This is a genomic window from Paraburkholderia gardini (genome assembly GCF_907164545.1).
GTDB lineage: Bacteria > Pseudomonadota > Gammaproteobacteria > Burkholderiales > Burkholderiaceae > Paraburkholderia > Paraburkholderia gardini.
The window spans coordinates 1-21423 of sequence record NZ_CAJQZB010000036.1 but is presented as its reverse complement, the minus strand read 5'-3'; the positions used below and the strand labels follow the sequence as shown (position 1 = coordinate 21423).

General features: G+C 63.2%; 18 protein-coding genes and 1 tRNA gene. 11 read left to right on the top strand and 8 right to left on the bottom strand.

Features of this window, described 5'->3' with window-relative positions; translation table 11 throughout:
* Nucleotides 1-3 precede the first annotated feature (3 nt).
* On the bottom strand, nt 4-1350 hold the full coding sequence (gene tig / locus LPA37_RS21835; RefSeq protein ID WP_228974340.1) for a trigger factor: 1347 nt from the start codon (nt 1348-1350) through the stop codon (nt 4-6).
* Nucleotides 1351-1798: 448 nt separating this feature from the next.
* Here tig and LPA37_RS21830 point away from each other — a divergent pair, with 448 nt between their 5' ends.
* Nucleotides 1799-2944 (top strand): glycerate kinase, encoded by a 1146-nt coding sequence (locus tag LPA37_RS21830; RefSeq protein ID WP_228974342.1) that lies wholly within the window; start codon nt 1799-1801, stop codon nt 2942-2944.
* Between the two features lie 63 nt (nt 2945-3007).
* Nucleotides 3008-3460 (top strand): MarR family winged helix-turn-helix transcriptional regulator, encoded by a 453-nt coding sequence (locus LPA37_RS21825; RefSeq protein ID WP_228974345.1) that lies wholly within the window; start codon nt 3008-3010, stop codon nt 3458-3460.
* Nucleotides 3461-3669: 209 nt separating this feature from the next.
* On the opposite strand, the gene LPA37_RS21820 is transcribed toward LPA37_RS21825, so the two are convergent.
* A tRNA-Leu gene (locus LPA37_RS21820) sits at nt 3670-3756 on the bottom strand.
* A gap of 228 nt (nt 3757-3984) precedes the next feature.
* Here LPA37_RS21820 and LPA37_RS21815 point away from each other — a divergent pair.
* Nucleotides 3985-4821, top strand: a complete 837-nt coding sequence (locus LPA37_RS21815) for a squalene/phytoene synthase family protein (protein ID WP_229013711.1) — start codon at nt 3985-3987, stop codon at nt 4819-4821.
* Between the two features lie 33 nt (nt 4822-4854).
* Here LPA37_RS21815 and LPA37_RS21810 read toward each other — a convergent pair whose 3' ends face one another.
* Both LPA37_RS21810 and LPA37_RS21805 read right to left on the bottom strand, forming a co-directional pair.
* Complete coding sequence (locus LPA37_RS21810; RefSeq protein ID WP_229013697.1) at nt 4855-6123, bottom strand: DUF1501 domain-containing protein; 1269 nt, start codon at nt 6121-6123, stop codon at nt 4855-4857.
* A gap of 377 nt (nt 6124-6500) precedes the next feature.
* Nucleotides 6501-6833, bottom strand: a complete 333-nt coding sequence (locus LPA37_RS21805) for a hypothetical protein (protein ID WP_229013710.1) — start codon at nt 6831-6833, stop codon at nt 6501-6503.
* 228 nt (nt 6834-7061) lie between these two features.
* Here LPA37_RS21805 and ompR point away from each other — a divergent pair, with 228 nt between their 5' ends.
* The 4 genes from ompR to LPA37_RS21785 all read left to right on the top strand — a co-directional run bounded on the left by ompR (nt 7062) and on the right by LPA37_RS21785 (nt 10572).
* Nucleotides 7062-7796: an osmolarity response regulator transcription factor OmpR gene (gene ompR, locus LPA37_RS21800; RefSeq protein WP_006048917.1), complete on the top strand. Its 735-nt coding sequence runs from the start codon at nt 7062-7064 to the stop codon at nt 7794-7796.
* A 46-nt stretch (nt 7797-7842) separates the two neighbouring features.
* Nucleotides 7843-9192, top strand: a complete 1350-nt coding sequence (locus LPA37_RS21795; protein WP_228974348.1) for an ATP-binding protein — start codon at nt 7843-7845, stop codon at nt 9190-9192.
* Between the two features lie 228 nt (nt 9193-9420).
* Complete coding sequence (locus LPA37_RS21790) at nt 9421-9969, top strand: peroxiredoxin (protein WP_228974350.1); 549 nt, start codon at nt 9421-9423, stop codon at nt 9967-9969.
* A 78-nt stretch (nt 9970-10047) separates the two neighbouring features.
* Nucleotides 10048-10572: a carboxymuconolactone decarboxylase family protein gene (locus LPA37_RS21785; protein WP_228974352.1), complete on the top strand. Its 525-nt coding sequence runs from the start codon at nt 10048-10050 to the stop codon at nt 10570-10572.
* Between the two features lie 148 nt (nt 10573-10720).
* Here the strand turns inward: LPA37_RS21785 and ispF are convergent, their stop codons facing one another.
* Together ispF and ispD are read right to left on the bottom strand one after the other, a co-directional pair.
* Nucleotides 10721-11200, bottom strand: a complete 480-nt coding sequence (gene ispF, locus LPA37_RS21780; RefSeq protein ID WP_228974353.1) for a 2-C-methyl-D-erythritol 2,4-cyclodiphosphate synthase — start codon at nt 11198-11200, stop codon at nt 10721-10723.
* A gap of 33 nt (nt 11201-11233) precedes the next feature.
* Entirely contained in the window at nt 11234-11944 is a 711-nt protein-coding gene (gene ispD, locus LPA37_RS21775; protein ID WP_090533846.1) for a 2-C-methyl-D-erythritol 4-phosphate cytidylyltransferase, read from the bottom strand.
* Between the two features lie 118 nt (nt 11945-12062).
* On the opposite strand from ispD, the gene mfd reads away from it, so the two are divergent.
* From mfd to mscL, 4 genes are all read left to right on the top strand, one after another.
* A complete protein-coding gene (gene mfd, locus LPA37_RS21770; protein ID WP_229013696.1) occupies nt 12063-15545 on the top strand; it encodes a transcription-repair coupling factor in 3483 nt (1160 codons plus the stop codon).
* A 111-nt stretch (nt 15546-15656) separates the two neighbouring features.
* On the top strand, nt 15657-16880 hold the full coding sequence (argE, locus tag LPA37_RS21765) for an acetylornithine deacetylase (protein WP_228974357.1): 1224 nt from the start codon (nt 15657-15659) through the stop codon (nt 16878-16880).
* Nucleotides 16881-16972: 92 nt separating this feature from the next.
* Nucleotides 16973-18022 (top strand): pyridoxal-phosphate dependent enzyme, encoded by a 1050-nt coding sequence (locus LPA37_RS21760; protein ID WP_229013695.1) that lies wholly within the window; start codon nt 16973-16975, stop codon nt 18020-18022.
* A 219-nt stretch (nt 18023-18241) separates the two neighbouring features.
* Nucleotides 18242-18682: a large conductance mechanosensitive channel protein MscL gene (gene mscL / locus LPA37_RS21755; protein WP_228974363.1), complete on the top strand. Its 441-nt coding sequence runs from the start codon at nt 18242-18244 to the stop codon at nt 18680-18682.
* 102 nt (nt 18683-18784) lie between these two features.
* On the opposite strand, the gene LPA37_RS21750 is transcribed toward mscL, so the two are convergent.
* Both LPA37_RS21750 and LPA37_RS21745 read right to left on the bottom strand, forming a co-directional pair.
* Nucleotides 18785-20788: a hybrid sensor histidine kinase/response regulator gene (locus tag LPA37_RS21750; RefSeq protein WP_228974365.1), complete on the bottom strand. Its 2004-nt coding sequence runs from the start codon at nt 20786-20788 to the stop codon at nt 18785-18787.
* 64 nt (nt 20789-20852) lie between these two features.
* A complete protein-coding gene (locus LPA37_RS21745; RefSeq protein ID WP_228974366.1) occupies nt 20853-21344 on the bottom strand; it encodes a response regulator in 492 nt (163 codons plus the stop codon).
* Nucleotides 21345-21423: the final 79 nt, after the last annotated feature.

The window sequence follows — 21423 nt, the reverse complement described above, 5'->3', positions numbered from 1 at the left end:
CGCTTACGCCTGCGCCGTCGCGCTTGCCAGTTCCTCGAAGCTCACTTCCTTGTCCGTCACTTTGGCCTTGCCGAGCACGAAATCGACGACGTTGGCTTCAACGACGTACGCTTCCATTTCCGCCAGGCGCTGCTGGTTCGAATAATACCAGCGGACGACTTCCTTCGGGTCTTCGTAGCTTTTCGCGAATTCGTCGACTTCGGCGCGGATCTGTTCCGGCTTTGCCTGCAACTCGTTTGCCTTGACCAGTTCAGCCAGCACGAGGCCGAGCTTCACGCGGCGCTCGGCCTGCTCAGCGAACATTTCCGCCGGGATCGGTGCGTCGGCTGCGTTCGGTACGCCGCGTTGCGTCAGATCCTGACGCGCCATTTCGACGAGGCGTTGCTGGTCCTGCTCGATCAGCGCCTTCGGCACGTCGAGTTCCGAGATCTTCAGGAGCGCGTCCATGACCTGGTTCTTGACGATGCCCTGCGTGCGACGCTTCGCTTCGCGCTCGAGGTTGTCCTTGATTTCGGCGCGCATCTTGACCTGATCGCCGTCTTCGATACCGAGCGACTTCGCGAATTCAGCGTCGATTTCCGGCAGGTGCGGCCATTCGATCTTCTTCATCGTGATCGTGAACTGCGCCGTTTTGCCGGCGACGTCCTTGCCGTGATAGTCGGCCGGGAACGCCAGATCGAATTCCTTCGATTCGCCGACCTTGAGGCCTGCCGCTGCCTTTTCGAATTCCGGCAGCATGCGGCCTTCGCCGAGCACGAACGCGAAATCGTCGGCACTGCCGCCCTCAAACACTTCGCCATCGATCTTGCCGACGAAGTCGACGGTCACGCGGTCAGCGTCTTTCGCTGCCGTGTCGCCGCCGCCGTCGCCATGCTCGCCAGCTTCGCCGCGTGCGTGGTAATGGACGCGCTGCTTGCGCAGGATATCCAGCGTGCGGTCGATTTCCGCTTCGCTGATGGTGGTCGTCGTGCGTTCGATTTCAGCCGTCGCGACGTCACCCAGCTTCACCTCCGGATAGATCTCGAACGTGGCGTCGAACGCGTAGTCGCTTTCAGCGGCGTCGGTCTTCGGCGCGAAGCTCGGCTGACCGGCCACGCGCAGGTTCTCAGCGCGACTGATGTCGAAGAACTCCTTGCCGACCTTGTCGCTCAGCACTTCAGCTTCCACCTGGCCCGAATACTGTTGCGTCACCATTTTGAGCGGCACCTTGCCCGGGCGGAAGCCCGGCATGCGCACATTTTTCGCCAGCTGGCGGATGCGCGAGTCCACTTCCTTCTGCACGGTGTCTTTCGGCAGGGAAATCGTTACGCGGCGTTCGAGCTTGCCGAGGTTTTCAACAACGTTAGCCATGGCTTCAATCGTCCTAAAATTATTCGAGCGAATCAGTTATCTTTTCCGCGCTGCCTCTCGCTGCCGCTTTTGACGCCCGGTCCGGGCACAGCCTGCATCGATCGCGCACATCTCGCCGCGGGCCCTCGGGGCGCCTGCAACGCGGTTTGGGTCAGAAGAGCCGAATATTTTAGCAAACTATTTGCGCGTCAAGCCGGGATTCGATCTTTCCGCGCATATTTTGCGGCTGCCGGGCCCCGATTACGGCCTTTTCCAGAGCTTTTCCCGCACAGACAGCGTGTCTTTCCGGCAACGCGCGCCCGGTCACGCGAAGCGGACTGGCAACTGGATAGCCGCTATGCCATACGACATATTCAGTGGCCGGCGCCATGCTGCTAAGCTATCGTCCACGCTCGCATCGCAGCTCGCCGCGGTGCGCATCGCCCGACAACAACCCTTACGAGACACCATGCCGAACCTGTCGTCCACGCCTGTCGTCGTCATTGCTCCCGATTCCTTCAAAGGCTCGCTTGGCGCCGACCAGGTCGCCGCGGCCATCGCCGCCGGCATCCAGCGTGCGCGACCAGACGCGGTCGTGCGTACGTGCCCGATGGCCGATGGCGGCGAAGGCACGCTCGACGCAATGCTCATGCATGGCGGCAAACGTTCGGTGCTGTCGGTGCGCGGTGCGGCGGGCCCGGTGCGCGAGGCGGCCACGGGCCTGCTTGCCGACGGCAGTGCAATCATCGAAACGGCGGAAATCGTCGGCATCACCGATCCGGTCGGCATGGGCGTGCCCGTCGAGGCGCGCAGCACGCGCGGCATGGGCGAAGCGATCCGTGCGTTGCTCGATACCGGCGTGCGCAGGTTCTTCGTCGCGCTTGGCGGCAGCAGCACGAACGATGGCGGCGCGGGCCTGCTGGTTGGGCTCGGGTTGAAACTGTACGATGCGCAAGGCCTGGAACTCGAGCCCACGCCGGAACAACTCGCGAAACTCGTGCGCGTCGACGCGTCGCAACTCGATGCGCGGCTCGCTGACACGAGCTTCACCGGCATGTCGGACGTCGACAATCCGCTCACCGGCGAACATGGCGCAACCGCTGTGTTCGGTCCGCAAAAAGGCGTGAAACCAGACCAGGTTGCGACTATCGACGCGGTCCTCTCCCGTTTCGCCGATCTGCTCGAACCCGCGCTCAATCGCCGGGCGCGCGATGAAGCCGGTGCGGGCGCCGCGGGAGGCCTGGGTTTCGCGCTTCACATGCTGGGCGCGCAGTTTCAACCGGGCGCTGAAGTCGTTGCCCAGCAGATCGGCCTCGACGCCGCGCTCGAAGGCGCCAACTGGCTGATCACGGGCGAAGGCCGTTCGGACGTCCAGACGCTGCATGGCAAGGCGCCGTTCATCGCGTGCCGGCATGCCGCGGCTGCGGGCGTACCGGCCACCCTGCTTTCCGGTGCGATCGATTCTGCCGCGTTGCCGCGCCTGTCGGAACACTTCACGGGTTGCTTCTCGCCGGCGCCTGGCCCGATCACGCTCGAGGTCGCGATCCGCGACGCGGCGCGGCTGCTCGCGAACGAGGCAGAACAGCTTGCACGACTAAAATACGGCGCGCGTTGACCCGCCTGGCTCACGCGCCAGCAATCACAGCGGCACGCTTCATCCACCCAACCCGGGAACACCATGAAGGCATCCGCCAAAGCCGGACTCGAGCAGTTCCTGACGTACCGTCTGCACGTTCTGAACAAGCTCGCCGAACGCGGCATCGGTGAACGCTATCAGGAGAAGCTCGACGTCACGCTTCCGGAAGCGCGCGTGATCGCATCGGTGGGATCGTTTGGACCGTTTTCGATCATGGATCTCGCGCGACATGCGAATCTCGACAAGAGCCAGGCGAGCCGCGCCGCCGAGGCGCTTATCAAACAGGGGCTCGTCATGCGTGAGGCGAGTGAAGATGATGGCCGTGTCGTGCTCGTTTCGCTCACGGCGCAAGGACGCGCACTCTATCGTCGTGTGATGCCCGTCGCGCGCAAATGGAACCTGGATCTCTTCGCGTGCCTCGACGAGAACGAACGGGCCTCGTTGAGCAACGCGCTCGACAAGGTCATCCAGAACATGCAGGCGCGTGACGCCTGACCTGCATCGATTGCCCGGCTTCCGTCCGTAGCGGCCGGCAGCCGCCGCTCATGCAGCGGTCACCGGGATAGACGACAGGACGCGGCCCTTCCGTGATGCCTTCGAAACCGTGATATGCGATGGCGCTGCCCGGTGAATGACCGCGCGCGATATCACGCGAGGACATCCGCGCGGCGAACCTGCCGGGAAGAATCAATATGAAAAAAGAGTGGTGCGAGGAAGGGGACTCGAACCCCTACACCATTGCTGGCGTCAGGACCTAAACCTGGTGCGTCTACCAATTTCGCCATCCTCGCAGCCGGGCTGAATGCGTGAGCACGCTACCCGATGTTCTGGCTCGCCACCGTTCGCTCATCAACGGATGCTGCCCGCCGAAGCCGCGCCCGAAAGCGTAAGCGCGAAATTCTAACCGATTGGCCAACGCTTGTCTGCATCTGCGAAATCGATCGCGATGCTACAATTTTCGGCTTGCCACAGCGCACGGTGTGCGCTCCCTGCATCCGATTCCCCACACCCCCATTCCAGTGAATTTCGACGAATATTGCCAGCAGAAAGCCGCCCCGCCCGGCTCCAGCGCCTATTACGCGCTTCGTCAGGCGTCCGTCGCCCGCCAGCCGCTGTTGACCGCCCTCTTCGCGCTGCGCCGCGAATTCGAGGAGACCGTCAAGGAAACGAGCGATCCGACCATCGGCCGTACGAAGCTCGCATGGTGGCAGAAGGAAATCGCCGCGCTCGCCGCGGGTGAGCCGTCGCATCCGGTGTCGAAGGCGCTCACCGTCTGGCTCAGCGACCTCGAAGACAGCTATCCGTCGCTGCAGGCGCTGCTCGCCGGCTACGAGATGGATCTCGATCAGGCCCGCTATCTCGACTATCCAAATTTGCAGCGCTATATGGCGAGCGTCGGCGGCACGTTTGCCACGCTCGTCGCGCGCGCTACCGCACGCAATCCGGCGCAGGTGTCGAACTGGGCTCCGGCGCTCGGTCAGGCGCTGATGCTCGCGCAGTTCGTCGAAGCCCTCGGCGACGATGCGCGCCACGGACGCATCTATATCCCCATCGACGAAATGCAGCGCTTCAACGTGACGGCCGCGGACCTGATCAACCGCCGTTACAGCGACGCGTTCACTGAACTGATGCGCTTCCAGACAACGCGCGCGCGCGACGCGCTGTACGCCGCGCTCGCCGCGATCCCGGCCGACGAGCGGTCGGCACAGCGCACGCTTCGCGCACAAGCGGCGCTTTCGCTCGCGGTGCTCGACGAGATCGAGCGCGCAGGCTACCAGGTCCTGCATCAACGGATCGCGCTAACGCCGGTCCGCAAGCTCTGGATCGCGTGGCGCGCAGCGCGCAAATCGAGCTAATCAGTCAAAGTTTCCAGCGCGACACAACCAGAATCAAACGTGCAGCAACGGGAGTGGTGCAAACCGCTCCCGAAGCACAATCGACGGATCGAGCCCCCACCACGACGCAAGCACTGTCGCGTACATCTCGCGGAAGTCGACGCCCACCGGCAGATTGCCGTTGCCATCGAGTCGCGTGAGCACCGGCGGCACGCCATGCAAACCGCCGCGCACCCGGCCGCCTGCGACGAAGTGCGGCGCCACGGTGCCGTGATCGGTGCCATTGCCCGGATTCTCGCGTGCACGCCGCCCGAATTCCGAGTACGTCATCACAAGCGTGTGGTCCCAGCGCCCCATTTCGACCAGCGCCGCTTTCATCGACATCAGACCTTCCGCCAGTTGCGCGAGCAAAGCCGCGTGCCGGCCGGACTGATTCTGATGCGTGTCGAAACCGTTCAACGTCAGACGGATCGCCGCGACGCCCTCGCCGGCCAGCGGCAACCCCGGAGCGTGATTTCCGGCGGACAGGACCTGCATTGCTGTCCTGACCGATGCACCGAACGCGCCCGGAGGAAACACCGTCTTCAGTTCGGGTTGTCCTTCGTGCGCACCGGTCGCGAGACGGATAACGGGAGCCGCGTTGACGATGTCCCTGTCAACGTCGTGCACGTGGTGAAGTTCAGGGTTGCGCTCATGCAGTGAGACCGGCGTGACAAGCCGCGACATGCGCGCAAACTGCATCGGGTCGACGAGCCTGATCGTGCGCGCGCCGTTTGCGAACGGGCCCATTTCCACGCTGTCGATCATCACGCCGTCGGCGGCAAAACCGGCCGGTACGGGGCGCTGCGCAAACGCGCGCGAAAGCCAGCCTTCGCGCAGATACTGATCCGCGCGCGACGCGGTGTCCCAGATCTCGATCGAACGAAAATGCGACAGGTTCGGCTGCCCGTAGCCCACGCCCTGCACGATGGCGAGTTCGCGCGCTTGCCAAAGCGGTATCAGCGACTGCAACGCGGGATGGAGCGCCGTTTGTCCGTCGAGTTGAATCAACTGCTCGCGTCTGATGCCGATGTTTTTGCGCAGCGTGTAGTACGCCGGATCGGCGTAGGGAATGACCGTGTTCAGACCGTCATTGCCTCCCTTCAGTTCGACGAGAATCAACAGGTTGCGATAATCGCGTTCGCCCAGCGTGTCTGGAAATGCGCCGGACGCCGGTTCATCGACGCGCGCCGCACCCTGCGCCACGAACGCCGCCGGCAGCCACATGGCGGCACTGGCCGCGGATGCCACCGATGCCATCGCAAGGAAATCGCGTCGTTTCATGGCGCACCTCGTTCGTCTTCTGGTTTGCGTTCCAGTCAACCCCGGTCAACTCTTTACGCGCTTCGCGATTTCGCGGTGTTGTCGCGGTACTGTTGAAGTCGCAACGTCGAAGCATTTTTATTTCGGCAGGGATACACACCGCTGGTTCCGCCAGCATCGCATCCGCCGTGAGATCGTTGCGGACGTAACGTCAGCGTAGCTCACATGAGAGCGAAAGATGCCACACGTTCGCGCCAGCACCGAGCCTGTACGTTACACGCGCAACGAAGTCCGGTGCTACATGATGATGAAGGGTGACGAAGGAGCAGCCAGGGGATTTTTGAAGCGCACTGGAAGTGCAGCCAGAACGTTCACGCACGACGGAGCAAACGAAACACCTACCGCTTGTAGAGCTCACGCACGGCGTCTTCGATGTGCTGACGCAGGAGCCGTCGCTCGTCGGGCGTCATGTGCCCATCGCGACGACGTTGATCGAGATCGGGGGGAACCGCGGTGCGCATCATGATGTCCGATGCTGGTGAATCGGCGTGCACGCCACGCGGCGGACGCGGTGCCTTATTTCCGTTATGCCCGGACGAACGGGAATTCGCCACCCGGTCTGGCGCAGGCTGGGCGTGGGTGGGCATCGAAGCCAATGTGCCAGTCAGCGTGCCGGCAACCGCCAGTGCAATCACGCGCAAGCGCACATTCGGCCAAACCCCTCCCTTCATCTTTTTCCCTTCGTGGCGCGCCAACCGGTACCTCAAATGCGTGTGCAAACCCCAGCAATAACCGGGAGCGAGAGTTTTTTGTCGAGTGAAGTATCTACCGAACAGCCGCAAACAGTAAAGGAGTGTAAGCGCGCATGCTTTACGTCGTGCCACGAGCAGGGTAAATTTTGTAACTGACTGTAACCTGATAATTGGTGCGAACGGGCACCGCTTTGTAATCGCGCTAAGATGCCGACTATGGAAACCAAAAACCCTTCAAAAATCCTCGTCGTCGATGACGATCCGCGTCTGCGCGATCTGCTGCGCCGCTATCTGGGCGAACAGGGCTTCAACGTCTATGTCGCTGAAAACGCACCGTCAATGAACAAGCTGTGGGTCCGTGAGCGGTTCGATCTGCTCGTGCTCGACCTGATGCTTCCTGGCGAGGATGGCCTCTCGATCTGCCGGCGTCTGCGCGGCAGCAACGATCGCACGCCGATCATCATGCTGACGGCGAAGGGTGAAGACGTCGACCGCATCGTCGGGCTCGAAATGGGCGCCGACGATTACCTGCCAAAGCCATTCAATCCACGCGAACTCGTCGCGCGCATTCACGCGGTGCTGCGTCGCCAGTCGCCGTCGGAACTCCCGGGTGCGCCTTCCGAGACCACCGAGGTTTTCGAGTTCGGCGAATTCGCGCTCAACCTCGCAACCCGCACGCTGACGAAGGCCGGCCAGGAAATTCCGCTCACCACCGGTGAGTTCTCCGTGCTGAAGGTGTTCGCGCGTCATCCGCGCCAGCCACTGTCGCGCGAAAAGCTGATGGAGCTTGCACGCGGCCGTGAATACGAAGTGTTCGACCGCAGCCTCGACGTGCAGATCTCGCGTCTGCGCAAGCTCATCGAACCGGATCCGGGCAGCCCGCGTTTCATCCAGACGGTGTGGGGTCTCGGCTATGTCTTCATCCCCGACGGCGCGGCTTGACGGTCTCCCCGAGGTTGTCGCGCCTGCTTTCTGACGAGAAGGGCCCATGCGGATCGACCGGCGCCTCCTGACGCTCGCGTTCGGCGGCCTTTTCTGGCGGACCTTCCTGCTGATCGCGCTTCTGATCGCGGTCAGTCTCGCCGCATGGTTCCAGAGCTTCCGGGTCATCGAACGCGAGCCGCGCGCGCAGCGCGTGGCGTTGCAGCTCGTCGCGATCGTGAAGCTCACGCGCACCGCCCTCCTTTATTCCGATCCCGACCTGCGGCGCGCCCTGCTGCAGGATCTGGAAAGCAACGAAGGGGTGCGCGTGTATCCGCGCGAAACCACCGACAAATATCGCCTTCAACCGGACGAGTCGCTCAACCGGCTGATCGAACACGACATCCGCGGACGTCTTGGCGACGATACGGTCATCGCGCAGACGGTCAACGATATTCCAGGCGTATGGATCAGCTTCAAGATCGACGATGACGACTACTGGGTCGCGCTCGATCGCGACCAGCTCGACAACGTCACCGGTCTGCAGTGGGCTGGATGGGGCATCTTCGCGCTCGCGCTGTCGCTGTTCGGCGCGGCGTTCATCACGAGTCTCGTGAACAGACCGTTCGCGCGGCTCGCGATGGCCGCGCGCAAGGTGGGTTCCGGGCAGTCGCCCGAGCCGCTGCCCGAGCGCGGCATGGGCGTCGCCGCTGAAACAAACCGGAGCTTCAACCAGATGGTGACCGACCTCGAACAGCTCGAGGCCGATCGCGCGCTGATGCTCGCCGGCATTTCGCATGACCTGCGCACCCCGCTCGCGCGCCTGCGGCTCGAAACGGAAATGAGTCCGTCCGACCAGAGCACGAAGGACGCGATGGTCGACGACATCGAACAGATGGACATGATCATCGGCCGGTTCCTGGATTACGCGCGGCCTGTGCAAAGAATGACGGAACCGGTCGATCTTTCCGTGATCGCAGGAGAAGTGGCCGCGCGCATGGCGAGCGAAGACGGCATGCGCCTCGTGACGCGGCTCGCGCCGTCGGCGGTGGTCGAGGCGGACGAGACCGACATGCGGCGCGTTGTCGGCAATCTGGTCGAGAATGCGCGCAAGTACGGTTTGAGCGACGGCGACGGCATTCCGCGCGTCGTCATCGAAACGCGTGTGTCGCATTCGCGCGTGGAACTGTCCGTGGTCGACGAGGGGCCCGGTATTCCGGAAGACCAGCTCGCGCTTGTCACACGACCGTTCTATCGTGTGAATTCGGCGCGCAGCCAGGCGAACGGCACCGGGCTCGGCATGGCGATCGTGCAGCGCCTGGTCGGCCGTTATCGCGGCTCGCTGCGTCTGCGCAACCGGACGCCCGGCCCCGGACTCGAAGTCACGATCGACTTCCCGCTCGCGAAAGGCATCTGACTTCCTTCCGGATCCGGCGCACGGGACGGCAGCCAGCAAAACACCGCAAACGGAGACGCATGGCCCGATCTATCGAGCCAGTGAAAAAAATCTATCCGATGTATTAGTCAAAAACTATTGATTTAATTGCTTAATAGAGTTATAGTGACCTTCAAGTAACGTCTCATCCGTTACAGCGGGCAGGACAGCCTGAACAGATTGTTTTTCAACACACACAGGAGTATCCGCATGAAAACCGTGGGCGATAAACTCGAAGCTTTCACCGTCACTGCAGCCAAGCCGGGCTTCAACAATCATGAAGAAAACGGCGTGTCGGCGTTCGAAGAAATCACCGAACAGTCGTTCCCGGGCAAGTGGAAGATCATCTACTTCTACCCGAAGGATTTCACGTTCGTGTGCCCGACGGAAATCGTCGAATTCGGCAAGCTCGCCAGGGATTTCGCGGAACGCGACGCCGTTCTGCTCGGCGGCAGCGTCGACAACGAATTCGTCAAGCTCGCATGGCGTCGTGAACACAAGGACCTGAACAAGCTGAACCACTATGCGTTCGGCGACGTCAAGGGCGAACTGATCGACCAGCTCGGCGTGCGCGACAAGGAAGCGGGCGTGGCACTGCGCGCCACGTTCATCGTCGACCCGGACAACACGATCCAGCACGTTTCGGTGAACAACCTGAACGTCGGCCGTAACCCGGAAGAAGTGCTGCGTATTCTCGACGGTCTGCAAACGGACGAACTGTGCCCGTGCAACCGTGCAGTGGGCGGCGCAACGCTGTAATAAGCATTGCAGTGGAAAGCCCGCCAGGCTTGAAAGAGCCGGCGGGCTTTTTTATCGGCAATCTGCCAGGAGATATCAATGGAATTTCTTTCTTCAATTAAAGATCTCGTTCCCGATTACGCGAAAGATATCCGCCTGAATCTGGACGGCACGATTGCGCGCTCGTCGCTGGAAGGCACGGATGCAGTTGGCGTCGCGCTGGCCGCGGCATTCGCGGCGAAGAGCCACGTGATCGTCGATGCGATCCGTAATGCGGGTGTGCTGTCGCCGGAAGAAACGAACGGCGTGCTGACGGCCGCTGCGTTGATGGGCATGAACAACGTCTGGTATCCGTATCTCGAGATGGCCGACAACGCCGATCTCAAGACGCAACCGGCTGGCCTGCGGATGAACGCATACGCGTCGCACGGCGGCGTGGACAAGCGTCGCTTCGAGATGTACGCGCTCGCGGCATCGATTATCGGCAAGTGCCACTTCTGCGTGAAATCGCACGCGGAGAACCTGGTCGCCGACGGCATGAGCGCGACGCAATTGCGCGACGTCGGCCGTATCGCCGCGGTGATCAACGCAGCGGCGCTGGTGATTGCAGCCGAAGGGAAGTAAGCCGCCATGTCATGGCGTCCTGGCGTTTGCCCGGCGCCTGAGCGCGCAATGAGAAACGCCACGGCTTTTCAGGCCGTGGCGTTTCTCATTCACTCAACGCTTGCGTGCGCCCTTCAGCGGGCGGTGCATCGCGCTCGCCGCAACGCAATCAAACGCGCGACAGCAGCACCGCCGCCTGCGCCTCGATCCCCTCGCCCCGCCCCAGATAGCCCAGCTTCTCGTTGGTCTTCGCTTTCACGTTGACGCGGTCCAGCGGCAAGTTCAGGTCTTCGGCGATGTTCGCGCGCATCGCATCGATATGCGGCGCGAGCTTCGGCGCCTGCGCGATCACCGTGCTGTCGACGTTGCCGATCGCAAAGCCGGCGTCGGTCACCCGCTTCGCGCACTCGCGCAGCAGCACACGGGAATTCGCGCCCTTGAAACGTTCGTCCGTATCGGGAAAGTGACGGCCGATGTCGCCCATCGCCGCAGCGCCGAAAAGCGCGTCGGTGATCGCGTGCAGCAGCACGTCGGCGTCGGAATGGCCAAGGAGGCCCCGCTCGTAAGGCACCGTCACGCCGCCGATGATGAGCGGGCGCCCCGGTACGAGCGCGTGCACGTCATAACCCTGTCCGATCCTGATATCCATATGCTCTTTAACCTGTCGTCGTACGTTGTTGAATCAGGAAGCCGCTGGCCGGCTGAGAATCGCATCCGCGAGATCGAAGTCTTCGGGATACGTGACCTTGAAGTTGCGCAGGCTGCCCTGCACGAGGCGCGGCGCGTGGCCGAGCCATTCGATCGCGCTCGCCTCGTCGGTGAGATCATGGCCGTCCTGCTGCGCGCGCAGGATCGCCTCGCGCAGCATGCCGACGCGAAACATCTGCGGCGTCTGCGCCTGCCACAGGCCGTCGCGGGCCTCGGTGCGGGCGATCCGGTTATCGCTGTCGGGCGTGATGCGCTTCAACGTATCGGCGGCGGGCAACGCCATGATGCCGCCCACCGGGTCGTCCTTGAGCGCCGCGACCAGCGAGCGGATCAGCGCCGCCGTGATCCCGGGGCGCGCGGCGTCATGCACCAGAACCCAGTCGTCGTCACCGGCGCCGAATTCGGCCAGCGCGTGCAGGCCGTTCAGCACCGATGCCTGGCGCGACGCCCCGCCCGTGCGGCGCACCGCGAAGCGCAGGCCGGCGAAGCGCCGGGCGTCGAAATGCTGGTCGTCGGGGGCGATCACCACGAGCGTCTGCGCAAATTCGCTGCACGCATCGAACGCGGCCAGCGAGTAATGAAGCATGTCCCGGCCCGCGACGGTGCGGTACTGCTTGGGCATCGCGGCGCCTGAGCGGCTGCCGGTTCCCGCGGATGGGATCAGGGCAAAAAGACGTGAAGTCACGAGGGCGGACGCCGGGAAAGTCAAAGTGAAGGACGGATTTTATAATAGGTCCTTCGCGTCCACGTCGAGACGCGCGTAAACTTGCCGCTCACGTGTGAGCCAGGGCTGCCTTTTCGTTATGCCAGATATCGCCGTTTCATCGCAGTCCACCCCGCCCGTCGCGCTGGTCAAGGCCGGGCAGCGTTTCGCCTTCGACGGCACGCACGGCTCGTCCGATGCGCTTCTGATCGCCCGCTATCACCTTGCATATCGCGAGCAGGTGCCGCTTCTGGCGGTGGTCTGCGCGAGCGCGGTCGATGCGCAGCGTCTCACCCAGGAAATCGCGTTCTTCGCGCCCGAAGCCCGCGTGCGTCTGCTTCCCGACTGGGAAACGCTGCCTTACGACACGTTCTCGCCGCACCAGGACCTCGTCTCCGAGCGGCTCGCGACGCTGCACGACCTCGGCGAAGGCCGTTGCGACATCCTGCTCGTACCCGCTACGACCGCGCTGTATCGCATGCCGCCCGCGTCGTTCATGGCGGCCTACACGTTCTCGTTCACCCAGGGCGCGCGGCTCGACGAAACGAAGCTGAAGTCGCAATTGACGCTGGCGGGCTACGAACACGTGAGCCAGGTCGTGCGGCCAGGCGAATACTGCGTGCGCGGCTCGCTGATCGACCTGTTTCCGATGGGTTCCCCCCTGCCTTACCGGATCGACCTCTTCGACGACCAGGTCGATTCGATCCGCGCGTTCGATCCCGACACGCAGCGCAGCCTCTACCCGGTACGTGACGTGCGCCTCCTGCCGGGCCGTGAATTCCCGTTCGACGAAACCGCCCGCACCGCGTTTCGCAGCCGCTGGCGCGAGGTGTTCGAAGGCGATCCGAGCCGCGCGTCGATCTACAAGGACATCGGCAATGGCGTGCCGTCGGCGGGGATCGAGTATTACCTGCCACTCTTCTTCGAAGATACGGCGACGCTCTTCCACTATCTGCCCGACAACGCCCAGCTCGCCTTCGTCGGCGACCTGGACGCCGCGATCCGCCGTTTCACGAACGACACGAAGCAGCGCCACAACTTCCTGTCGCACGACCGCGACCGGCCGATTCTCGACCCGGAACGCCTCTTTCTCTCCGACGAAGACTTCTTCACGCTCGCGAAGCCGTTCGCGCGCCTCGTGTTGCCGGGCAACGCGGGCGGCGGCTGGGCGACGCCGCTGCCGCACCTCGCGATCGACCGTCACGCCGAGGACCCGATCTCCGCATTGCGCGCGTATCTCGACACGACGCCGCATCGCGTGATGTTCGCCGCCGAATCGGCGGGCCGGCGCGAGACAATCATGCAACTCTTCGTCGACAACCATCTGTTGCCGGCGTCGACCGACAGCTACGCCGACTGGCTCGCGAGCGAAGCGCGTTTCGCGCTCGGCGTGTCGCCGCTATCGAATGGCTTCGCGATTCCAGCCGAAGGCATCGCGCTCATCACCGAGACCGAGCTGTATGGCCCGCTCGCGCGCCGCGCCGGGCGGCGGCGCCAGGAACAGGCGAGCAACGTCGATTCGATGGTGCGAGACCTGTCGGAGCTGAAGATCGGCGACCCGGTCGTGCATTCGCAGCACGGTATCGGCCGCTATAGGGGCCTCGTGACGATGGACCTCGGCGAAGGCGACACCGAGTTCCTGCACCTCGAATACCAGGGCGACAGCAATCTCTACGTGCCTGTGTCGCAACTGCACGTGATTTCGCGCTACAGCGGCGCCGATCCGGAAAGCGCGCCGCTGCATGCGCTCGGCTCGGGCCAGTGGGAAAAGGCCAAGCGCCGCGCCGCGCAGCAGATTCGCGACACCGCGGCCGAACTGCTGAACCTGTATGCGCGCCGCGCGCTGCGTCAGGGTCACGCGTTCGCGCTCGAACCACGCGACTACACGAAGTTCGCCGAAAGCTTCGGCTTCGAGGAGACGCCCGATCAGGCCGCCGCCATTACCGCCGTGATCGGCGACATGACGAGCGGCAAGCCGATGGACCGTCTCGTGTGCGGCGACGTCGGTTTCGGCAAGACCGAAGTCGCATTGCGCGCCGCGTTCATCGCGGTGCTCGGCGGCAAGCAGGTCGCGCTGCTCTCGCCTACCACCTTGCTCGCCGAACAGCACACGCAGACGTTCACCGACCGCTTCTCCGACTGGCCGGTGCGCATCGCGGAGCTGTCGCGCTTCAAGTCGACGAAGGAAGTCAACGCGTCGATCCAGCAGATCAACGAGGGCACCGTCGATATCGTGATCGGCACGCACAAGCTGCTGTCGTCGGACGTGCAGTTCAAGCGGCTGGGCCTTGTCATCATCGACGAGGAACACCGTTTCGGCGTGCGCCAGAAAGAAGCGCTGAAGGCGCTGCGCGCCGAAGTCGACGTGCTCACGCTCACCGCCACGCCGATTCCGCGCACGCTCGGCATGGCGCTCGAAGGCCTGCGCGACTTCTCGGTGATCGCGACCGCGCCGCAGAAGCGCCTCGCGATCAAGACCTTCGTGCGTCGCGAGGAAGACAGCGTGATCCGCGAGGCGATGCTGCGCGAACTCAAGCGCGGCGGCCAGGTGTACTTCCTGCACAACGAAGTGGAGACGATCGAGAACCGTCGCGCGATGCTCGAAGCGCTCGTGCCGGAAGCGCGCATTGCCGTGGCGCACGGGCAGATGCATGAGCGCGAGCTCGAACGTGTGATGCGCGATTTCGTCGCGCAACGGGCGAACGTGCTGCTGTGCACGACGATTATCGAAACCGGCATCGACGTGCCGAGCGCGAACACGATCCTGATCCATCGTGCCGACAAGTTCGGGCTGGCGCAATTGCATCAGCTGCGCGGCCGCGTCGGGCGCTCGCATCATCAGGCGTACTCGTATCTGCTCGTGCACGATCCGCAAGGTCTCACGAAACAGGCCCAGCGCCGGCTCGAAGCGATCCAGCAGATGGAAGAACTCGGCGCGGGCTTCTATCTCGCGATGCACGACCTCGAAATTCGCGGCACGGGCGAAGTGCTGGGCGACAAGCAGTCGGGCGAAATTCACGAGATCGGTTTCCAGCTTTACACCGACATGCTGAACGACGCGGTCAAGGCATTGAAGGAGGGCCGCGAGCCGGACCTCACCGCGCCGCTCGCCGCCACGACCGAGATCAACCTGCATGCGCCCGCGATTCTGCCCTCGGACTATTGCGGCGACGTGCAGGAGCGGCTTTCGCTCTACAAACGTCTCGCGAACTGCGAGCACCCCGACGCGATCGACGGCATTCAGGAAGAGCTGATCGACCGCTTCGGAAAATTGCCGCCACCGGCGCTGGCGCTCGTCGAAACGCATCGCCTGCGGCTCGCCGCAAAACCGCTCGGCATTTCGAAGATCGATGCCGGCGAAACGGTGATCGGCCTGCAGTTCATCCCCAATCCGCCGATCGACGCGATGCGCATCATCGAAATGGTCCAGAAGCACAAGCACATCAAGCTCGCGGGGCAGGACAAGCTGCGCATCGAGACGCGTACGCCCGACCTCGCGGTGCGTGTTTCGACGGTGAAGGAAACGCTGCGTGCACTCGGCGCGCCGACCCGGGGCACGGCCGCCGCGGCGCGTCAGGCCTGACATGTTGCGGTGCGTCATACACGCACCGCAACATGTCTTTGTTATTGTCAGCTTTGGCTCGACGTATGTTTTTTGGGTATGATCGAACGGTAACCATGCTGGAGTTCTGTCATGTCACACGTCGCTGAAACAGCGCAATCCACACCTTCGTCCTCCGCTTCCCCTGCTTCGCTTCCCTGGGTCAAACGTCTCGTGTCGATCGACACGGTCAGCCGCAATCCGAATCTCGGCCTGATTGAAATGGTGCGCGACGATCTGCGCGCGCAGGGAATCAAAGCCACCCTCACGCATGACGAAAGCGGCAAATGGGCGAACCTCTTCGCCACGGTGCCCGCGCATGACGGCGAGACAAACGGCGGCATCGTGCTGTCGGGGCATACCGATGTTGTGCCGGTCGACGGACAGCAATGGGACAGCGATCCGTTCAAACCCGAAATTCGCGACGACAAGCTGTATGGACGCGGCACGTGCGACATGAAAGGCTTCATCGGCGCGGCGCTCACGCTGCTGCCGCAGATGCAGAACACGAAGCTCGCGAAGCCGATCCATTTCGCGCTCTCATTCGACGAAGAAGTGGGTTGCGTCGGCGCCCCGCTGCTAATCGCCGATCTGATGAAGCGCGGCATCAAGCCGGATGGCTGTATCGTCGGAGAGCCGACCAGCATGCGGCCGGTCATCGCGCACAAGGGTATCAACGCGTATCAGTGCTGCGTGCGCGGCCAGGCCGCGCATTCGTCGCTGACGCCGAAGGGCCTCAACGCGATCGAATACGCCGCGCGCCTCATCTGCTACATCCGCGACATGGCCGACCAGTTTCGTGCCGAGGGTCCGTTCGACGAACTCTACGACGTACCCTTCACGACCGCGCAGACCAGCACGATCGAAGGCGGCAACGCGATCAACACCGTGCCCGCCGAATGCCGGTTTGCGTTCGAATTCCGCAACCTGCCGACGCTCGATCCCGAACCGGTCTTCGCGCGCATCGATCAATACGCACGCGAAACGCTGTTGCCGAAAATGTTGCGCGAGCATCCGTCGGCGGCCATCGAGATCACGAAGATTGCCGCTGCGCCCGGCCTCGATTCATCGGAACAGGCGGCGATCACGCAGCTCGTGCGCGCACTGACGGCCGATCAGGACAAACGCAAGGTTGCGTACGGCACCGAAGCGGGCCTCTTCTCGCTCGCGGGCATCCCGAGCATCGTGTGCGGTCCGGGCGACATCATGCAGGCGCACAAGGCCAACGAATTCGTCGCGCTCGATCAGCTCGTCGCGTGCGAACGTTTTCTTGGCAAGTTCATCAGCAGCATGTCAGTCGATGCCCATGCACACTGAGCGTCGCGTCTGAACGACGCATTCGCGCCCTGGCTCATGGCGAATCGCCATGAGCCACTGCGAAATACAGCGAATCATTCCGGGCTTACGTCATGTCCACCGCCACACCGCAGCACACCGACCACACCATCGACGGCGAGCCGATTCCCACGCTCGACGACATCGCCGCGCAGCATTTCGCGCTGACGCCGTGGATCGTGCGCACGCCGGTGTTCGAGCGCCGGGATTTTCCGTCGCTCGAAAACACGACGCTCAACTTCAAGTTCGAGCTGCTGCAGTCGGGCGGCACCTTCAAGACGCGCGGTGCGTTCACGAACCTGCTCGCGCTCGACAACGCTCAGCGCAGTGCGGGCGTCACGTGCGTTTCGGGTCCAGGCAGCAACCATGCCGTGGCGGTGGCGTGCGCGGCGAGGCGTCTTGGCATCAGCGCGAAGGTCGTGATGTTCCATTCGGCGAATCCCGCGCACATCGCGTTGTGCAGGCACTATCACGCCGAGATCGTGATGGCGGGCGGTCCCGCTGACGCCTTCGATGCCGTACGCCGCATCGAAACCGAGGAAGGCCGATATTTCGTGCATCCGTTCAACGGCTATCGCACGGTGCTGGGCGCGGCGACGCTCGGTTACGAATGGGCCGCGCAGACGCCCGATCTCGACGCGGTCGTCCTGGCGGTTGGCGGCGGCGGACTCGCGGCCGGCGTATCGACCGCACTGCGGCTCGCGAATCCGCGCGTACGGGTGTACGGCGTGGAGCCCGAAGGCGCGTGCGCAATGAGCCGGAGCTTCGCCGCGAATCACACCGTGAAGCTGCATCACGAGCACAGCATCGCTGATTCGCTGATCGCGCCGCATACTGAGGAATACAGCTATGAGTTGTGCCGCCGGCATATCGAACGCATCGTCACCGTCACCGACGATGCGCTGCGGCTCGCCATGCTCACGCTGTTCAACCAGCTAAAGATCGCCGTGGAACCTGCATGCGCGGCACCCGTCGCGGCGCTTCTCGGACCGTTGCGCGAGACGTTGCAGGGCAGGCGCGTGGGCGTTTTGCTAAGCGGAACGAATACCGACCCCGCGACTTTCACCGCGCATATCGACAGCGCACGCGCGCTGATGCAGCGCACGCCACACGCATCGCTCTGAGCCGCGCATGTCGTGCGCGACACGCGCGCGTACCGGTTGCGTCGAATGGAACCGGAAAGCGGAAAAACGGATAAAGATGGGCTTACTTGAGGAAATCCGTGCATGCGTCCCCTCTCTGGCGGCAAAACCCTACCGCTTGTCGCTCACGTTGGCTATCATTGACGTGCCGCAAGTACAAAACCGAAGGCCTGTGCCTCGATTTCAAGGGAGAAGCAACCAATGAGCATGATCAAGGAATTCAAGGAATTCGCCGTCAAGGGCAACGTGATGGATCTTGCCGTCGGTGTGATTATCGGCGGCGCATTTTCCACCATCGTCAATTCGATCGTGAAAGATCTGATCATGCCGGTAGTCGGCGTCGTCCTCGGCGGTCTCGATTTCTCGAACATGTTTATCAGGCTCGGACAGATACCGGGGACGTTCAAGGGCAATCCCGATTCATATAAAGACCTGCAGACCGCCGGTGTCGCCGTATTCGGCTATGGCTCGTTCATCACGGTGCTGATCAACTTCATCATCCTTGCGTTCATCATTTTCCTGATGGTGAAATTCATCAACAATCTGCGCAAACCGGCTGCCGACGTGCCGCCGCCCGCTCCGCCGGAAGACGTCGTTCTGCTGCGCGAAATCCGCGATGCGTTGAAGAGCCAGCAACGATAAGCCGGATACCTTCACGGCATCGTCACAGACACAAAGGCCTGCGCGAACATCACGCAGGCCTTTGTGTTTTGCCGGCACGCGAAACGTGAAGCACGCGCGATATCAGGCCGACGCGGCGTCGAGTCCGTCCGCATTGTCTGGCTTGTCCGCTTTCACGCTCGCGGCGCTCTCGATCATCTGTTCGAGCTGGGTGAAATTGACAGGCTTCGTCAGATGCGACGTAAAGCCCGCCGCGAGACAGCGCCGCACGTCGTCGTCGGTGCCGAAGCCCGTCAGCGCGACGGCCGGCACGTCCGAATGCTCGCGGAACGCCATGATGAAATCGAGCCCGGTGCCGTCGGGCAAACCGACGTCGCTCACCACGAGATCGAACGATGTGGCCTGCGTCGCAGCCAGCGCATCGGCCACACGGCCTACCACCGTCACGTCGTGGCCGAGTCCGCGAATGAGCTGCGCCATCACGTCCGCTGTGTCCTCGTGATCCTCGATCAGCAGGATCGCGAGCCCGCCTTCCGGATGCGGACCCGACAGCGCGACGATCGACGCCGACTCCGCCGGTTTCGCGGCCGTCGGCATCGTGATCGTGAACGTCGCGCCGCAATGCGCGCCAGGGCTTTTCGCCGTGACCGTGCCGCCGTGCACATCGGTCAATGCCCGGGTGATCGCGAGTCCCAGACCGAGGCCGCCGAACTGACCCGTCATGCTTTGATTGCCCTGCTCGAACGCATTGAAGAGCTTGTCGATCTGCCCGGGCTCGACACCGATACCAGTGTCTTCAACTGAAATCTGGATCTGCATGCGCTCGTCGTGCGTGCGTACGTAGATATGGCCACCGTCGGGCGTGAATTTGGCGGCGTTGCGAATCAGGTTCCACAGCATCTGCTGCAGCCGTGCGCGATCGGCGAGCACGTAGTGATGTCGCGCGGTCTTTTCGACATGCACGTCCTGCTGCTTGACCTGGATTTCGCTGCGCAAGAGTTCGAGCACGCCGTCGATCACGTCATGCACATCGACCGTCTCCAGCGAGAGTCGCAGCTTGCCGTTCGCCACACGCGTGAGATCGAGCAGATCGTCGATCAGCCGCGCTTCCAGTTCGACGTTGCGCAGGATCATCCGCAAGCCCGCCCGCGCGCTTTCCGGCAGATCCGGCATCAGTTCGAGCACGCGCGCGCCGGCCAGCACCGGCGTGAGCGGCGTGCGCAACTCGTGCGAGAGCATCGCAAGAAAGCGGTCCTTCGCGCGGTTCGCTTCTTCGGCGGTCTGGCGGGCGGCCTGCTCGGACGCAAGCAGAAGCTCGCGCTCCTCGATCGCCTCGCGTTGCGGATGGATGTCGGTGCAACTGCCGAACCACTTGCTCACGCCGCCATCGGAATCCTGCACGGCCACGATGCGCGCGGCGAACCAGCGATATGCGCCGTCATGGCGACGGATGCGCAATTCGTGACGATAATCGGTCGCGCCGCTACGCACGGCTTTCAGCCACGTCTGGCGGATTTCCTCGCGGTCTTCCGGGTGCACGGCCTCGAGCCACGCAAGACCGTGTGACGCGGCTTCGCTCAGGCCCGTGTATTCGACCCACTGCTTCGAAAAGAAATCACAGTCGCCGTGTGCGTCGCAGGTCAGCACCAGGTGCGGCAACGCCTCCGAAAGCGTGCGGTAATGCTGTTCGCGATCACGCAGCAACGCGGCTTCATCCGAGGCCTTTTGCAGACGCACCTGCGCCAGCACGCGGTCAACCGCTTCGGGCAGATAGTCAAGGTAATCGCCCGATTTCGGCACGACGTCCGACACGCCCGCGCGCAGCGCTTCGATGACACGCGATTCGTCGGTGAAGCCGGTCACGAGGATCGCTGGAATGCGAACACCCTCGGCTCGCAGACGGCGGAAGAAGTCGAGGCCCGTTTCCGCGCTGTCGAGCTGATAGTCGAGTACGAGCAGGTTCGGCGCTTCCCGCGCGATGGATTCACGCGCGCTACCGACTGTCGGGCACGTCGCCACACGGCACCCTGCCCGTTCGAGCGATTTGCGCGCGAGGCGCAGGATACCCTCGTCGTCATCGACGACGAGCACGCTCGCGGGTTGATGGGGAATGGCGTCGTCGGTCATGCTGGCGTTTCGTGTGCGAATGCCCTTCTTGTGGTGGCGAGCCGCGGCAGGCAGCGCGCGCGATTCATTGCGCCGGATGTTGCAACGACAGGCGCTGGCCCGGCGGCAGCTTGACGACCTGAAGGAAAAACCCGAGCCGCCGCACGGCTTCGATAAACGCATCATATTCGACCGGCTTCGTGATGTAGACGTTGCATCCAAGCTCGTAGCAACGATCGATCTCACGCGGATCGTCGGTTGTCGTCAGCACGATGACAGGCAGCGCGGCAGTCGAAGGCGTTTCTTTCAGGCGGCGCAGCACTTCGAAACCATCGACGCGCGGCATCTTCAGATCGAGCAGCACGACAAAGTTCGCCAGATCGTCGCGAGACGGCAGGCCGGAAGCCATGGCTTCGGCAGGCGGTTCGCCGAAAAAATAGTCGAGCGCTTCCTGGCCGTCGGCAAACCGCATGAAGCCATTGGTCAGCCCGGCCCGGCGCAGGTTGCGCTCGACGAGCGTGGCGTGGCCGTCGTCATCCTCGATCAGGATGATGCCCACCGATTCCCCGTGTGACATGTTTCCCTCCGTTGTCGCCATCCGTTCCGTGAAGTTGCGCGGGCGCCCCGCGGCGGCCGCCCTGAGCCCAATCAGTAGC

Excerpts from the sequence above, each read along its gene's own strand:
- tig (WP_228974340.1), bottom strand. The coding sequence starts at position 1,350 with ATGGCTAACGTTGTTGAAAACCTCGGCAAGCTCGAACGCCGCGTAACG.
- LPA37_RS21830 (WP_228974342.1), top strand. The coding sequence starts at position 1,799 with ATGCCGAACCTGTCGTCCACGCCTGTCGTCGTCATTGCTCCCGATTCC.
- LPA37_RS21825 (WP_228974345.1), top strand. The coding sequence starts at position 3,008 with ATGAAGGCATCCGCCAAAGCCGGACTCGAGCAGTTCCTGACGTACCGT.
- LPA37_RS21810 (WP_229013697.1), bottom strand. The coding sequence starts at position 6,123 with ATGAAACGACGCGATTTCCTTGCGATGGCATCGGTGGCATCCGCGGCC.
- LPA37_RS21805 (WP_229013710.1), bottom strand. The coding sequence starts at position 6,833 with ATGAAGGGAGGGGTTTGGCCGAATGTGCGCTTGCGCGTGATTGCACTG.
- ompR (WP_006048917.1), top strand. The coding sequence starts at position 7,062 with ATGCCGACTATGGAAACCAAAAACCCTTCAAAAATCCTCGTCGTCGAT.
- LPA37_RS21795 (WP_228974348.1), top strand. The coding sequence starts at position 7,843 with ATGCGGATCGACCGGCGCCTCCTGACGCTCGCGTTCGGCGGCCTTTTC.
- LPA37_RS21790 (WP_228974350.1), top strand. The coding sequence starts at position 9,421 with ATGAAAACCGTGGGCGATAAACTCGAAGCTTTCACCGTCACTGCAGCC.
- LPA37_RS21785 (WP_228974352.1), top strand. The coding sequence starts at position 10,048 with ATGGAATTTCTTTCTTCAATTAAAGATCTCGTTCCCGATTACGCGAAA.
- ispF (WP_228974353.1), bottom strand. The coding sequence starts at position 11,200 with ATGGATATCAGGATCGGACAGGGTTATGACGTGCACGCGCTCGTACCG.
- mfd (WP_229013696.1), top strand. The coding sequence starts at position 12,063 with ATGCCAGATATCGCCGTTTCATCGCAGTCCACCCCGCCCGTCGCGCTG.
- argE (WP_228974357.1), top strand. The coding sequence starts at position 15,657 with ATGTCACACGTCGCTGAAACAGCGCAATCCACACCTTCGTCCTCCGCT.
- LPA37_RS21760 (WP_229013695.1), top strand. The coding sequence starts at position 16,973 with ATGTCCACCGCCACACCGCAGCACACCGACCACACCATCGACGGCGAG.
- mscL (WP_228974363.1), top strand. The coding sequence starts at position 18,242 with ATGAGCATGATCAAGGAATTCAAGGAATTCGCCGTCAAGGGCAACGTG.
- LPA37_RS21750 (WP_228974365.1), bottom strand. The coding sequence starts at position 20,788 with ATGACCGACGACGCCATTCCCCATCAACCCGCGAGCGTGCTCGTCGTC.
- LPA37_RS21745 (WP_228974366.1), bottom strand. The coding sequence starts at position 21,344 with ATGTCACACGGGGAATCGGTGGGCATCATCCTGATCGAGGATGACGAC.